The sequence below is a fragment of the Desulfovibrio desulfopostgatei genome, from assembly GCF_053570645.1.
The window spans coordinates 584571-597673 of record NZ_JBRBQS010000002.1 but is presented as its reverse complement, the minus strand read 5'-3'; the positions used below and the strand labels follow the sequence as shown (position 1 = coordinate 597673).

The window sequence follows — 13103 nt, the reverse complement described above, 5'->3', positions numbered from 1 at the left end:
GCCCTTTACCCCCGTTTGCGCCAATATTACCATAGATTTCATACCGTCGCGCACATGAACCGGAGGGCCGGGTGAAGCCTTTTTTGACCTTGCAATCAGTTGAATCGGTGCTTGAGCATATTCGGGCCTTTCCTCTTTTGGGTGAAGAGCGCGTCCAGTTGGACGATGCCCTTGGTCGCAGCCTTGCCCAATGCTTTTCGGCAACAGAAGATCTGCCCGGATTTGACCGCTCCACCGTTGACGGTTTTGCCTGCCGTGCCCGTGATGTTTTTGGCGCGCAGGAGGGCAACCCCGCTCTGGTGGAATGCGTGGCCGACTGCCGCATGGGCGAGGTGCCAAGCATCACCATTGAAGAGGGACAGGCCGCGCGCATTCTCACCGGGGGCATGCTGCCGCAGGGCGCGGATTGCGTGGTGATGGTTGAATACTCCCGCCCGGCGGGAGGCAACCTCATTGAGATTACCCGCAGTCAGGCCCCGGGCGACAATGTTATTTTTCGCGATGATGACGCAACCGCGGGCTCCTTGCTGCTGCAAGCCGGGCACCGCCTGCGCCCTCAGGACATCGGCCTGCTGGCGGCATTTGGAGTGGTGGAGGTGGAGGTACGCCGCAAACCGCTGGTTGCCGTACTCTCTACGGGCGACGAGGTTGTTCCCAGTTCCGCGACTCCACCGCCGGGCAAAATCCGCGACATCAACGCCCACAGCATTGCAGCCCTCTGCCGCGAGGCTGGCGCGCAGGCCGTGAGAGCCGGGATTGTCAACGATGACGCCGCCAAGCTCAAAGCAGCAGTAACCCAGCTCGCAGAAACACATGACGTGGTGGTGGTTTCCGGCGGTTCCTCAGCAGGCATGCGCGACCACACCGTGGAAATTTTTGAGTCTCTTCCCCAGGCCCAGCTGCTGGTGCACGGGGTCGCCATCAGCCCCGGCAAGCCCTTTATTCTGGCCAGGGCCGTAGTCAACGGGCGCACAGTCTGCCTTGTGGGCCTGCCCGGTCACGTCACCAGCGCGCTTGTCTGCGCCCGCGTATTTCTTGCCCCCTTGCTGGAGCACCTTCAAGGGCGTGCCAGTTCCGCAAAACAGCCGCAGGTTCCCGCTGTACTTACACGTTCTGTGGCTTCCGCACAGGGCAGGCGCGACTATCTGCGCGTGAAACTGCGCCCACTGCCCAGCCAGCCCCCCACGCGGGCGCTGTCAGACAAAACCCTGCAACCGCTGTACGAGGCGGAACCCATCATGGGCGCATCGGGCCTTATTTCTGGCATTGCTGCGGCAGACGGGCTCATGGTCTGCCCTGAAAACCGGGAAGGCTATGATGCGGGCGATACCATAATGGTGGAACTTTTTCGCTAGACCAGCACGCGTCTGGCACTATTGCTGGGAGAATTATCTTGAAGCGCAACACCTATCTGACCCTGCTGCCCCCGGAAGAAGCCCGTGCCAACTGGTTTTCATGCCTTGACGCCAAGGCCTTCGCCCTTGGCGAAGAACGCATCCCTCTGGCGCAGGCCCTGCGCCGCGTACTCAGCAGGCCCGTGGCGGCCCTGCGCTCATCCCCAGCCTTTCACGGCGCGGCAATGGACGGCATCGCCGTACATGCGGAGGACACCTTCACCGCCTCCGCCCGCACACCCTTGCGGCTCAAACTCGGCAAGCAGGCCCACTGGATCAACACCGGGCACCCTTTGCCGCAGGGCTGCAATGCCGTCGTCATGATGGAGAACATCAATACCGAGACCGAAAAGGATTCTCAGGACGAGTCGCAGTGGGCCGTTATAGAAAAAGCCGCCTTTCCCTGGCAGCACGTGCGCAAAATGGGTGAAGACATGGTGGCTACAGAGATCATCCTGCCGCCCGGCACGTGCATTGGCCCCTACGACCTTGGCGCGCTGGCGGCAGGCGGCGCGCTTGAAGTGCCAGTATTCCGCCGCCCCCGCGTTTCCATCATCCCCAGCGGGTCGGAAATTGTGCCGCTTGTGGACGCGCGGGAGGAAGACCTGCGCGCAGGCCGTGTGCTGCCCGAATTCAATTCACTGATTTTTTCGGCCATGATTACGGAGGCCGGGGGCGAAGCCGCCACCCTGCCTGTTGTTCCTGACGACCCAGAGGCCATACGGGCCGCCATTGCCAGCGCCATTGCAACTGCCGACATGGTCATTCTCAATGCCGGGTCTTCGGCTGGCAGCCACGACTTTACAGCCCATGTGCTCGGGCAGATGGGCACTGTGGTGACGCACGGCATTTCAGTCATGCCGGGCAAACCCACGGTGCTGGCGGTGGTCAACGGCAAGCCAGTGGTGGGTGTACCGGGGTATCCGGTTTCTGCGGGCATATCCATGGAAGAATTTGTTCTGCCCCTGCTGGCCCTGTGGCAAAAGCGTGCCATGAGCGAGCGGCAAAAGATCACGGCAGTACCCTGCAATCCCCTGCCCTCGCGCCCCGGCATGGAAGAACGGCTGCGGGTCAAACTGGGCTGCGTGGGTGATACTGTTGTGGCCGTGCCACTGCCGCGCGGAGCAGGCACCATAACCAGCCTCAGCCGGGCAGATGGCATCATCCGCATTCCGCGCGACAGCGAAGGCTGCAATGCCGGGGAGCCCGTTACTGTCGAGCTGCTGCGCCCCGCCACGGCCCTCGCGGGCGCACTGCTTGCCATTGGCAGTCACGACAACACGCTTGACCTGCTGGACAGCATGCTGCGCAAGGCGCATCCGCAGTACCGGCTCACCTCGGCCCATGTGGGCTCGCTGGGCGGCATCATGGCGCTCAAGCGCGGGCAATGCCATCTGGCGGGCAGCCATCTGCTCGACCCGGCAAGCGGCGTTTACAACCGCAAGGCCATTGAAGATAATCTGGAAGAACCCACCGTGCTGCTGCGTCTGGTGGACAGGGAACAGGGCATTCTGACCGCGCCCGGCAACCCCCTTGGCATCAGCAGCATTGAAGACCTCGCCAAGCCGGGGGTGCGCTTCATCAACCGCCAGCGCGGCAGCGGAACCCGCGTACTGCTCGATTACCGCCTGAGTTGCCTTGGCATCGCGCCCACAAGCATCAACGGCTACCGCGACGAGGAATACACCCACATGAACGTTGCGGCGGCTGTGCTTTCCGGCCGGGTGGATGCCGGCCTTGCCGTGCGGGCGGCAGCCAACGCCTTGGGCCTGCCATTCACGCCCATCGGTGTTGAGGAATACGATCTGGTCATTCCACGGCGCTTTTTTGATGGGGATGCGGTTCAGGCCCTGCTGGATGTTATCCGCAGCGAGGCATTCCGCCAGACCGTGGAGGGCATGGGCGGTTACGGCACGGAAAAAACCGGGCAGGTAATCTGGGAATACGCCGGGAAATAGGGAGTGGGATGAACGGCTAGACCTTGCCTGCCCAGTCAAAACGCTCCATTTCCGGCACGGAGAGGTCAAGGTGGAACAGCGCGCTGCTGGCTGTGCGGCTCAAAATGGCCCGCAGAGCCAGCTTGGCCATGAGGCAGGCAACCGAAGCCGGGGCCAGCGCCCCAACGCCTTCGCGCCTTGCATGCTCAAGCTCGCTGTTGCTCTGCCCCTGCGGGTAAAGCTCCTCAAGCCGCGCCTGCGGGCCTGCGTTGGCGTAGCAAAAGCCTTCGTCGCGCAATACGGAACCGTGAACAAAGGGCACGCCAGCAGCGAGTGCTGCCCGTTCCAGAGCGGTTTTGGCGCTGATGTTGTCCAGGCAGTCCAGGGCCACGTCCATACCAGCCACAAGATCAGGCAGATTGCCCTCATCGGCCACTAATCCAAGAGCTTCTGTCTCCACGTGGCTGGCAATATCCGCCAGCGCATCACGCACTACGCAAACCTTGCGCTGCCCCAGCACACGCTCGGAGCAGAACCGCTGGCGGTTGAGATTGCTCTCGTCAAACACATCGTTATCCACCAGCCGGATGATCCCCACACCGGAGCGGGCCAACAGTTCGGCCACATGCCCCCCCAGACCGCCGCAGCCCAGCACAAGCGCACGGCTTTGCAGCAGCCGCGTCATTTCTTCCGCTGTGACCAGCCCGAAATTCCGGCGAAAGCGCTCCGGCCAGATGTTCTGCCCCAACAGGTAAATCATGGCAGCACGTAGCGTCAGAGCCTGGGACGCAGCCCAGAGGCGCAATCCCTCAAGGCTCACGAACAGGGTTTCCTGCGTGTCGCCAGCAGGTTTTGTGGGGTATTTTGCCCGGATATAAGGGCTGAAGAACTGATGCAGATCAGATATTGTCATGGCCAACGTGCCTAGCCTCCTCCGACAGCCGGAAAATAGGCAATACGGTCTCCGTCGCGCATGGGATCGCTCACCTTCTGCTGGCGTCCGTTGACCATGACAATTTTTATGTCTTGCGGCGGCAAACCCAGATGTTGCGCCAACTGGGCCACGGTGCTTCCTTCCGGCATTTCCACCTGCAAGCCTGTTTCCGGCACGTAGCCCGGCACATAGTCACGCAGGGTGGTGCTCAGCTTAACGGTCAGTTTCATGGACGCTCCTTGACCTCATGAGGTCTTGTCCAGTTATGCCCGCCCTGTCCGAAAACAGTCAAGCCAGCCGGGGCGCACGCCATGGCGCCGCCGTAAAACAAAATCTCTGGCCCCGCTCCGAACCAGCCGGAGCGGAGACCAATAAGGGCAACCCTACTTCTTTTCCTCAATCCAGTTGAAGACCGTCTTGAGTTCTTCGTGGGTGATATCGAAAGTGGTGTTGTGCGGGGGCAGCTTTTCGTCTGTGAAGAAATCGGGCAGCACGTCCGCAGCCTGGGTAATGCCAGCGCGGCGGTTGAAGTCGATTTCCGTGGAAAGAATACGCTGGCCCAGCGTCACAACGTCGTCGCCGGTGAGCTTCCAGCCAAACTTGGCATTGAGCATGTCCACAATGGCGGGCAGGGCGTCCGGCACGTCAAGGATGGCAAATGCCGTGAACAGGCACAGACCCACGGAATCCACAGAGGCGGTAGCCACCTGGAGATTGCGTGAAAGCTCGATCTGACCGTCCTTCTTGAGGGGGTCAACCGTGCCGCCGCTGTTAAGGATGTTGGCCGTCACCGCGTAACCGGCGGTGTGGTCCGCGCCCATGGGCGAGGTGGCGTAGGTAACGCCCTGACCCTTGACCGCACGGGGGTCATAGGCAGGCAGGCTTTGGCCCTTGACCGCAGGCACTCGCCGCACGCCAAATACCCGGCCCGTGGTGGCCGCGCCGCAACCAACAATACGGCCAAGCGGAGAGCCATCGCTGATGCCGTTCATGACATCAAGCACAGCCTTGGTATCCCCGTAGGGGATAGCTCCGCCAGCCATGGCAACGCCCACGGCAACGCCCACGTCGATGGTGTCAACGCCGATATCATCGCACATGTAGTCGTACTTGGAGATGGCGTCGAGATCGCCAATGCCTGAGTGGGGGCCGAAGCACCACAGGGTTTCGTATTCGGGCCACTTGCTCTGGAACTTGCCCTTTTTGTCGGGCAAAATGCCGCTGCAACGGATCATGCAGCCGCTCATGCAGCCGTGGGCCACCTTTCCCTCGCCGCCGCGTTCCTTGGTGAGCTGATTCAAAAGCTCGCCCGAAACAGCCTCATGCTTGTCAAACTGTCCAACCGTAAAGTTGGCGGTGGGCAGGCCGCCCGCCTCGTGCAGGATGTTGACGAGCACGGCGGTGCCGTATTCGGCAAGCCCCTTGCTGGTGATGGGGTGTTCGGAAAGCGCAGTGGCAAAGCGCTTGGAAGCCTCGCGGAAAGCCTTTTCGTCAGCCAGAGGCTGGCTCTTGCCGCCCTCGGGATTCACAATGATGGCCTTGAGGCCCTTGGAACCCATTACCGCGCCGACGCCGCCGCGCCCGGCATGGCGCATGGGGCGCAGTTCGCGGTCGGTGCAGGCAATGGAAGCCGCAGTGAGCTTGAATTCGCCAGCGCGGCCAATGGTGATGTAGCTGCAATCCTTGCCGTACTTTTCCATCAGCTTGGCCACGGCATCAAAGTTGTTCATTCCGGCCACTTCGGCGGGAATCAGCTTGGCGTGGTCCTTGCTCACTTCGAGCTGCCACCATTCGCCTTCCTTGGCCATGTCTTCCACAATAACAGCCAGGATGCCCAAACGGGCCAGGTGACCGCCGGGCTGACCGCCCGCGTTGGATTCCTTGATGCCTTCGGTCAGCGGGCTTTTGCAGCCCACGGAAATACGGTTGGCGTTGGGGCTGTTGGTGGCGCCCAGCAGGCCGGGAGCAAAAACAAGCTTGTTGTGGGGGCCAATGGGCGTACAGGTGGGCGGCACCTCACGCGCAACGATGGTAGATGTCAACGCACGGCCGCCAAGGCCAGCGTATTCTTGAGGGATTTCTTCAAAAACACAGGTCTTGGTTGCCATATTGACGCGCAAAAAACGGAACATGGAGCCTCCTTAAACAAGGCGCATTTACGCCCGTTTGTGTTTATCCTTCGATACCATTGTGAGAAAAAAAAGTGCAAGCGGGTAAAAAAAATGTCTCGCTTTTCTCCTGTTAGGGGAAAAGTTGGGGAGGAAAAGGGAGTTTTTGTGCAATAGGGAGGAAAAGGAGAATTTGCTGTAAGCGGAAACCGGGATAATGCAGGCAGGATCTATAATGACGAAATGCGGGCGTCCATGTCCCACGCGGTGCCAAGCTTGATTTCACGGGCATCAATGGCACGCAGCAAGGCAGGATCGTGTGTGGCGCAGACAACAGTCATGCCTTCTGCCGTGCTGTTCCTAACTGCCAGGGCAATAGCCCGTGCACTTGCGGCATCCACATTGGCTGTTGGCTCGTCAAGCAGCAGCACCCTCGGCCGCAGGGCCAGGCGCGATGCCAGGGCAACCCGCTGGCGCTCACCGCCAGAAAGTTCGCGCGGGCCGCGATCCGCAAAATTCCAGGGATCGTCAAAACCTGCGGCCTGCATGCAGCATTCAAATGTCTGCCGTAGATCTGCCCCTTGATGGCGGAGTTTCAACCCAAGCACCACGTTATTGAAAACGCTCATGTGCAGCAGATAGGGATCCTGCAAAAGCAGGGTTGCCTCCTTGCGGCCCTCCGCCCCACCGGCATAGCGCAGCTCGCCAGCAGCCGGGCGCTCCAGAAAGGCCAGCAGTCGCAACAGGGTCGATTTGCCGCAGCCATTGGGGCCAGTGAGGAATACGGCCTCGCCCTCTTCAATAGCAAGGTGCTGCACACTGAGCGCCTCTCGCCCATTATAGCGCTGCACAAGATTGCGGGCTTCATACAAATTGGCGCTCATGCCCGCCCCCTGCGCCGAAAAAATGCAAGCGCCAGATTGACCACAAAGGCCATGAGCAACAGCACAAGGCCAAGGGCAATACCCTGGGCAAAATCGCCCTTGCTGGTTTCAAGGGCAATGGCCGTTGTCATGGTGCGGGTGGCGTAACGAATGTTGCCTCCAAGCATCATGGCCACGCCCACCTCTGTAATGACGCGGCCAAAGGCCGTAACGCACACCATGCCCACGGCGTAACGGCACTCCCACAGCGCGTACATAGCAAGCTGCCTGCTGTTGGCCCCCAGTGTAAGCAGGGTTTCGCGGCAACGGGGATCAAGGTCTTCAAGCGCCTGCGCTGTCCACGAAACCACTATCGGCAGGGCCAGCACCGCCTGCCCGATGGCCATACCCGGCAGGGTAAACAGCAGGCCATATTCGCCCAGTGGGCCGCGCGCGGTAATAAAGGCGTAGACCAACAGGCCGATCAGCACTGTGGGAAAAGCCAGCAAGGTATCTGAAATCAGCCGCAGCGCCCTTTTACCGGGAAAGGAGCAATGCCCAAGCAGAAAACCCAGCGGGACCCCCAGCAGCAGAGCTGCCGCCATGGCATAGCAGGTTGAAGCAATGGTTGCGTAAATGGCCGAAAGCGTGGCCGCATCCATATGCGTGAGCAGATACAAGGCACTGCTGAAGCCGTTGATAAGATAATCCATTGCTGCCGCTCGTTGCTGGTCAAAACAGCATTCGCCCGAAGCCGGGGCACACCACCGGCCCCGGGCGAATGCGCGTTACGTGCCTGCACTACCGGGGTGCGCTACTTGTTGGCATTGGGGAAGAAAAGCTGTTTCCCCTTGAGCATGTACCCGGCGATCTTCTGCTGGGTGGCCGGAGCAACCCACCAGTCTTCAAACTTCCTGGCCAGATCGGTCTTGACCTTGGGGCACTGGGCGGGATTGACCGTGATGACGCTGTACTGGTTGAACAGGGCCTTGTCGCCTTCAACCACGATAGCCAGCGGGTTTTTGTCGCCCATCTTGTCGGCAAAGGTGATCCAGGTTCCACGGTCGGTGAGGGCGTAGGCCTGCTTTTCGGCAGCCATGTTCAGGGTGGAAATCATGCCCTGCCCCGCAGAAAAATACTTGGGATCCTTGTCGGGCACGATGTTGCTCTGCTGCCACAGCTTCTGCTCCGCCTTGTGCGTGCCGGACTGGTCGCCACGGCTCACAAAGCCCGCCCTGGTATCCAGAATACGCTTGAGCGCCTCGGCAGTGGTCTGCCCCTTCACGCCAGCGGGGTCTGCCACAGGGCCAACGATCACAAAGTCATTGTACATGACCTGACGGCGGTCCACGCCATGCCCGGCCTTAACGAATTCAAGCTCAGCCGAAGGCGCATGCACCAGCAGCACGTCGGCATCGCAATTTTTGGCGATTTCAAGGGCTTTGCCGGTGCCCACGGCAACCCACTTCAGCTCAATGCCGGTTTCCTGCTTGAAGACAGGCTCCAGATATTCGAGCAGGCCGGAATCCTGCGTGCTGGTGGTGGTTGCCATCATGAGAGTATCGGCGGCCAGAACTGGCACGGCGCAGGCCATGTAGCCCGCGGCGCAGGCCAGGAGCAGAAAACGGGGTAAACGGAACATGGATCAGACTCCTTTTGAAGAGGTAATCTTGAAAGACCAACTCTGTTCAGCGCGACGTTAATCACGCTATCATGAAAAAGCGGGACATAAAAGATTGCAAAAGAAGGCCAAAACAGGGCGGCAACAAATCGGCTCCATGCGGGCCGCAGCCGATATCAAAAACAAAAACTACTCGGCCACCAGCCGAACGGCGCTGGAGGCAAAATGGGCATACACCTTTTTGCCGTCACGCAGATGCATGTTGTCCAGCGTGCAGGTGTCTACCGTTGCCCGCAGGGTTGTGCCGTCTGGCAAGCCAACGCAGACAAAGGTTTCCACCATGTCCGAGTGCAGGCTGTCCACCACGCCCTTGACGCAGTTGGCAAGACTCATGGACGATTTTTCAAGGCTCAGGACTATACGCTCCGGGTCTACCCGCACGCTCAGCACCTGATTTTCGTGCACTTCATGCAGGGCGGCTTCTTCCGGTGTGCAGGCCGCCGCGAGCCTGAAATCTGAAAAAGTGGTTATCTCCACATATACCTTGCGCATGCCGGTAAATATGCGGGTAACAATGCCCCAAAAAAGATTGGTTCCGTCATCGGCCTCGCCGCCGTGGCAGGCGCTTGCCGAGGTGTCTTTTCCTTGAGCCTGCGTGGTCAGCAGTTTGCGCACCTCGCCGTCAGAAAAGTTCAGAAAGGCCAGCAGTTGGTCAGCGTCCTGTTGCCCCAAAAACTTGAGCACCAGCGGCATGGGCACATGCAGTTCCAGCAGTTCAAGCCCGCGCGAATAACGTATGGCGCGAGGCCCCACGCAGGCAGAAGGCAGGTCCATCAAGCTGCCCACGGCGTAAAATTTCTTGCGCAGAAAGCTCTGGTCAAACTGCAAAAAATCTGGCTCCGCCGCCTGCGGCAGGCCAAGAATGCGCCGGATATTGCGCATGGCGCTCACAGGCAGCAAGATTTCGCGCGCGTTGGAGCCAGAAACGCGCAGCATGCCTGTGACGGTATCGATGGATGAACGAGGCTCCAGCGCCAGCACTTCGCCCAGCCGCAAGCCGCCGTAGCGCATCAGTAAAAAAATCAGGTGCAGACGCGCACGCATGTTTTTTTGCGTGCGGGTTGAGGCCTCGGCCTCCCACTGTTCCCAGCACAGGGTCAGGCCTTCGAGTTGTTGGCGGGTCAGATGATTACGCATAATTTTCTTGGGCGAGAATAGCAGGTTGCACAGCCGCTGTCAGCTATGCCTTTTTTGACCTCCGATACTGCTTCTTGATGAATCTCGGATCGCGTAGCGCATAACTTGGCTTTCAAGTGGTGGCACACCAAGAACCTTCACGCAACAGTCCGCCGAAGCTGCACAACTTCGGCGGACTTTGCATTTATAAACGGGCGGTTCGGGGAACCCGTTCAGACAACCTCTCGGTTATCTGGACGCGCTCTGGCCAGTGAACTTTCCAGCTACTTTTATCAGTTCGGCAAGCAGGCCCAGAGTCTGTTTGCCTTCTGCGCTGCCAAGCGCCCCAATAAGGCCAAAAACGCCCGTGGGCTTCACGTTGGCCGTGTCGATCTCGCCCAGCATGTCGATCAGATTCGTGACCTTGGCTTGCAGGTCGGGGTCGGCAAGGCGCTGCAACTGGCTTATCAAAAAGGCCAGGCCTTCGCCTGTTTTGGCAATGTCTTCCGGGCTCATGGAGCCAAGCAGGTTGCCGCCGGCGTTTTTGAATGCAGACATCTTTTCAAACACGCCATCCTTTTCCCACTCGCCCATCTTTTCGATGATGTGCGGAAAAGTCGGCGCAAACGCGGGGTGCAGGATCTTCCACAGGTCGGTGGCGTTCTCGAGCTGGTCGAGCAGCCACGTAAGCCGGGGAACAGTCAGCAAGCCCTTTCGGGCCAGATCCAGAATGTCGTCAAGCGTTACCCTGCCGTTGAGGGTTTCCATCTCTTCAACAATAAGGCGAAAGGCATGGTTTCCAATGGGCGTCAGCTCGCTCAGCAGCATGTTGCTGCTTTCCTTGCTCGCTTGAAGGTCGCTGAGCCTGCCTTCAATGGCTTCCAGCCGCTCAAGAATTTTATCTTCAGGTGTCATATGATCCCTCCGGTCTACTTGCTTCTCAGCAAGGAGGTATCTTTCCCTGCAAGATACATATTGGGTTCAAAGGGGAGCTCATGGCCTTTCAGCATGAGGTTGTAGTACACCCACTTGAACATGAGCTTACCCCAATAGTTGATGTGGCTTTCGCCCAGCAGCTCAAAGGGGCCAACGCCAGGCAGCGGGAACATGCCCGGCAAGGGTTCCACAGCGTAGCTGAAGTCGATCAGCGAGGCCTTTTCAAAACCTGTGACGATAAAGCAGTTGGTGTGGCCGTCAAACCTGTAATAGTTGTCGGTTCCTTCAATGTCGGCCATCAGGTTCTGGGCGATCACGTCTGCTTCAAAGTGGGCCACAGACCCGGCTTTTGACGCGGGGACGTTTGTTGCGTCGCCGATGATGTACATGTTCTCGAACTTCTTGGACTTCAGCAGTTCCTTGTCCGTATCAATAAAGCCGGTCACGTCGGAGACTTCAGATTCGATAAGGAATTCCTGCCCAAGGTTCGGGGGAATGCTCACCAGCAGGTCGTAGGGGATTTCATCGCCAGTGACGGAAGAGATCACGGCGCGGTCGGCTTCTACGCTGTCCACAGTCCAGTTGGTTGTGACCTTGATGCCTTTCTGCTCGCACAGCGCGCCAAGAATGTTGTTTGCCACAGGCTTGGTGAAGGCACCCGTAAGCGGCGTGACAAGCTCAATCTCCACATCTTTGCGCACGCCCATTTTTTGCAGGTACCAGTCGGCCATGTACACAAATTCCAGAGGCGCGACCGGGCACTTGATGGGAGTTTCGCAAATGTGGAGGACAAGCCGCCCCTTCTTGAAGTGCTTCAGCTTGTCGCCAAGCGCCGCAGCGCCGTCATGGGTGTAGAAATTGTGGATCTTGCCGCCCCAGTCGTCCAGAAGGCCGGGCACTTCATCGGGAGCGATTCTTGCGCCAGAGGCAACAACAATCCAGTCATAGGTGTGGGTGCTGTTTTTGCATTCAACCTTTCGCTGGATAGGATCAACAGCGGTGATCGTATCAATCACAAAGTTAACTCCGCGGCTGATAAAATCCTTTTTGGGACGGACGCAACCCTGCGGCGTATCAACTCCAAACGGAATCAGGAGCCAGCCGGGCTGATAGTGATGGACGGGATCCCGGTCAATCAGCGTTATTTCCCATTCTCTTTCACTCAAGAGCTTTCTCATTTTCGTGGCGATCATGGTTCCGCCAGCGCCAGCACCAATAATAAGCAATTTTTTCATGCAATTAACCCCAAATAAAGTATATAGCAGTGCGCCATAAAAAGGTTTCCCTACTACAACCAGCCACAATCATTGCGCGCCGATATCATAGTAAGATGGTATTATTTGCTTACTACCACAGCTAATTTTCAACTGCACTATTTATGTCAATAAAAATGGACATATATCATTTAATACCTACTAACTAAGTATTTTATTGCGCGCATATGCATACCTGCCTGCGACCTGTGGCAGGGACTATTTTTCTGGAAAACTAGTAGGATGCATGAAACTCCCAACAAGCGTGGCTATTGCTGAGGGCTATCGAAAAATGAGAGGCAGGCGTAGGCTGATAAAGAAGGATGTGTGTGTTCCTTGGCAAATAATCATTTTATAACCCTGGTTTATGGAAAAATTCAAATGCATGCACATAATAACAAACTCTTATTCCTTATTTCCTTAACTCTACTGCTCATATGTTCCTGCACAATTGATTCAACTTCCCCTTCAGAACCTGCGAAAAAAGAGGCCAATTCTATTGCAGCAACCAGAAAAATGTCGCCAACTGAAATTTATATTCATAATTTTATGGAGACTGTGCGCCAGTATTGGGCATTTTCATCACCACTGGATGAATCTATGGCTTGCACAATAGATGTGGATGTCTCGCCAGACGGAGAAATTGTAGCATACAAGCTTATAAAAAGCTCCGGAAACAAGTATTTTGATAACTCCGCCCTGAACGCCTTAGTGCGAACCCAGAGAAGCGGCGTACGGCTCCCGCCGCCAGAGCCTCTCCCCAAGGGTCTGACCATTATTTTCAACCTGCCTAAAAGCAGCAGGCGGTGAAGCAGCAGGCGGTGAAGCAGCAGGGCAAAGAGCGCAGTGTTAAAACACCGAAAAGCAAAAAATACATCAAA

Annotated in this window: 12 protein-coding genes; 3 read left to right on the top strand and 9 right to left on the bottom strand. The window is 57.9% G+C overall.

All coding sequences use genetic code 11. From position 1 onward, the window contains the following. The first annotated feature begins 71 nt into the window (after nucleotides 1-71). Both ACUZ9Q_RS02655 and ACUZ9Q_RS02650 read left to right on the top strand, forming a co-directional pair. On the top strand, nucleotides 72-1355 hold the full coding sequence (locus ACUZ9Q_RS02655; protein WP_449247278.1) for a molybdopterin molybdotransferase MoeA: 1284 nt from the start codon (nucleotides 72-74) through the stop codon (nucleotides 1353-1355). Between the two features lie 38 nt (nucleotides 1356-1393). Then, on the top strand, nucleotides 1394-3352 hold the full coding sequence (locus tag ACUZ9Q_RS02650) for a molybdopterin biosynthesis protein (RefSeq protein ID WP_449247277.1): 1959 nt from the start codon (nucleotides 1394-1396) through the stop codon (nucleotides 3350-3352). Between the two features lie 16 nt (nucleotides 3353-3368). Here ACUZ9Q_RS02650 and ACUZ9Q_RS02645 read toward each other — a convergent pair whose 3' ends face one another. The 9 genes from ACUZ9Q_RS02645 to sqr form a co-directional block, all read right to left on the bottom strand. Beyond that, nucleotides 3369-4244, bottom strand: coding sequence for a HesA/MoeB/ThiF family protein (locus ACUZ9Q_RS02645; protein WP_449247276.1), 876 nt, complete (start codon nucleotides 4242-4244; stop codon nucleotides 3369-3371). 11 nt (nucleotides 4245-4255) lie between these two features. Next, nucleotides 4256-4495, bottom strand: coding sequence for a MoaD/ThiS family protein (locus ACUZ9Q_RS02640; RefSeq protein WP_192112428.1), 240 nt, complete (start codon nucleotides 4493-4495; stop codon nucleotides 4256-4258). Between the two features lie 153 nt (nucleotides 4496-4648). Next, nucleotides 4649-6397, bottom strand: coding sequence for an aldehyde ferredoxin oxidoreductase C-terminal domain-containing protein (locus ACUZ9Q_RS02635; RefSeq protein WP_449247275.1), 1749 nt, complete (start codon nucleotides 6395-6397; stop codon nucleotides 4649-4651). 206 nt (nucleotides 6398-6603) lie between these two features. Further along, complete coding sequence (locus ACUZ9Q_RS02630) at nucleotides 6604-7257, bottom strand: ABC transporter ATP-binding protein (RefSeq protein ID WP_449247274.1); 654 nt, start codon at nucleotides 7255-7257, stop codon at nucleotides 6604-6606. Further along, entirely contained in the window at nucleotides 7254-7949 is a 696-nt protein-coding gene (locus tag ACUZ9Q_RS02625; protein WP_192112425.1) for an ABC transporter permease, read from the bottom strand. Before ACUZ9Q_RS02625 ends, ACUZ9Q_RS02630 begins: the two co-directional genes overlap by 4 nt. A gap of 101 nt (nucleotides 7950-8050) precedes the next feature. Further along, on the bottom strand, nucleotides 8051-8878 hold the full coding sequence (locus tag ACUZ9Q_RS02620) for a substrate-binding domain-containing protein (protein ID WP_227118553.1): 828 nt from the start codon (nucleotides 8876-8878) through the stop codon (nucleotides 8051-8053). Between the two features lie 168 nt (nucleotides 8879-9046). Then, entirely contained in the window at nucleotides 9047-10054 is a 1008-nt protein-coding gene (locus ACUZ9Q_RS02615; RefSeq protein ID WP_449247273.1) for a TOBE domain-containing protein, read from the bottom strand. A gap of 228 nt (nucleotides 10055-10282) precedes the next feature. Then, nucleotides 10283-10948, bottom strand: coding sequence for a DUF1641 domain-containing protein (locus ACUZ9Q_RS02610; RefSeq protein WP_449247272.1), 666 nt, complete (start codon nucleotides 10946-10948; stop codon nucleotides 10283-10285). A gap of 14 nt (nucleotides 10949-10962) precedes the next feature. Next, on the bottom strand, nucleotides 10963-12204 hold the full coding sequence (sqr, locus tag ACUZ9Q_RS02605) for a type III sulfide quinone reductase, selenoprotein subtype (protein WP_449247271.1): 1242 nt from the start codon (nucleotides 12202-12204) through the stop codon (nucleotides 10963-10965). 354 nt (nucleotides 12205-12558) lie between these two features. Here sqr and ACUZ9Q_RS02600 point away from each other — a divergent pair, with 354 nt between their 5' ends. After that, nucleotides 12559-13032: an energy transducer TonB gene (locus ACUZ9Q_RS02600; protein ID WP_449247270.1), complete on the top strand. Its 474-nt coding sequence runs from the start codon at nucleotides 12559-12561 to the stop codon at nucleotides 13030-13032. Nucleotides 13033-13103 lie beyond the last annotated feature (71 nt).

Coding starts and splice junctions, on each gene's coding strand:
- ACUZ9Q_RS02625 (WP_192112425.1), bottom strand. CDS start 7,949: ATGGATTATCTTATCAACGGCTTCAGCAGTGCCTTGTATCTGCTCACG.
- ACUZ9Q_RS02640 (WP_192112428.1), bottom strand. CDS start 4,495: ATGAAACTGACCGTTAAGCTGAGCACCACCCTGCGTGACTATGTGCCG.
- ACUZ9Q_RS02620 (WP_227118553.1), bottom strand. CDS start 8,878: ATGTTCCGTTTACCCCGTTTTCTGCTCCTGGCCTGCGCCGCGGGCTAC.
- ACUZ9Q_RS02610 (WP_449247272.1), bottom strand. CDS start 10,948: ATGACACCTGAAGATAAAATTCTTGAGCGGCTGGAAGCCATTGAAGGC.
- ACUZ9Q_RS02635 (WP_449247275.1), bottom strand. CDS start 6,397: ATGTTCCGTTTTTTGCGCGTCAATATGGCAACCAAGACCTGTGTTTTT.
- ACUZ9Q_RS02645 (WP_449247276.1), bottom strand. CDS start 4,244: ATGACAATATCTGATCTGCATCAGTTCTTCAGCCCTTATATCCGGGCA.
- ACUZ9Q_RS02630 (WP_449247274.1), bottom strand. CDS start 7,257: ATGAGCGCCAATTTGTATGAAGCCCGCAATCTTGTGCAGCGCTATAAT.
- ACUZ9Q_RS02615 (WP_449247273.1), bottom strand. CDS start 10,054: ATGCGTAATCATCTGACCCGCCAACAACTCGAAGGCCTGACCCTGTGC.
- sqr (WP_449247271.1), bottom strand. CDS start 12,204: ATGAAAAAATTGCTTATTATTGGTGCTGGCGCTGGCGGAACCATGATC.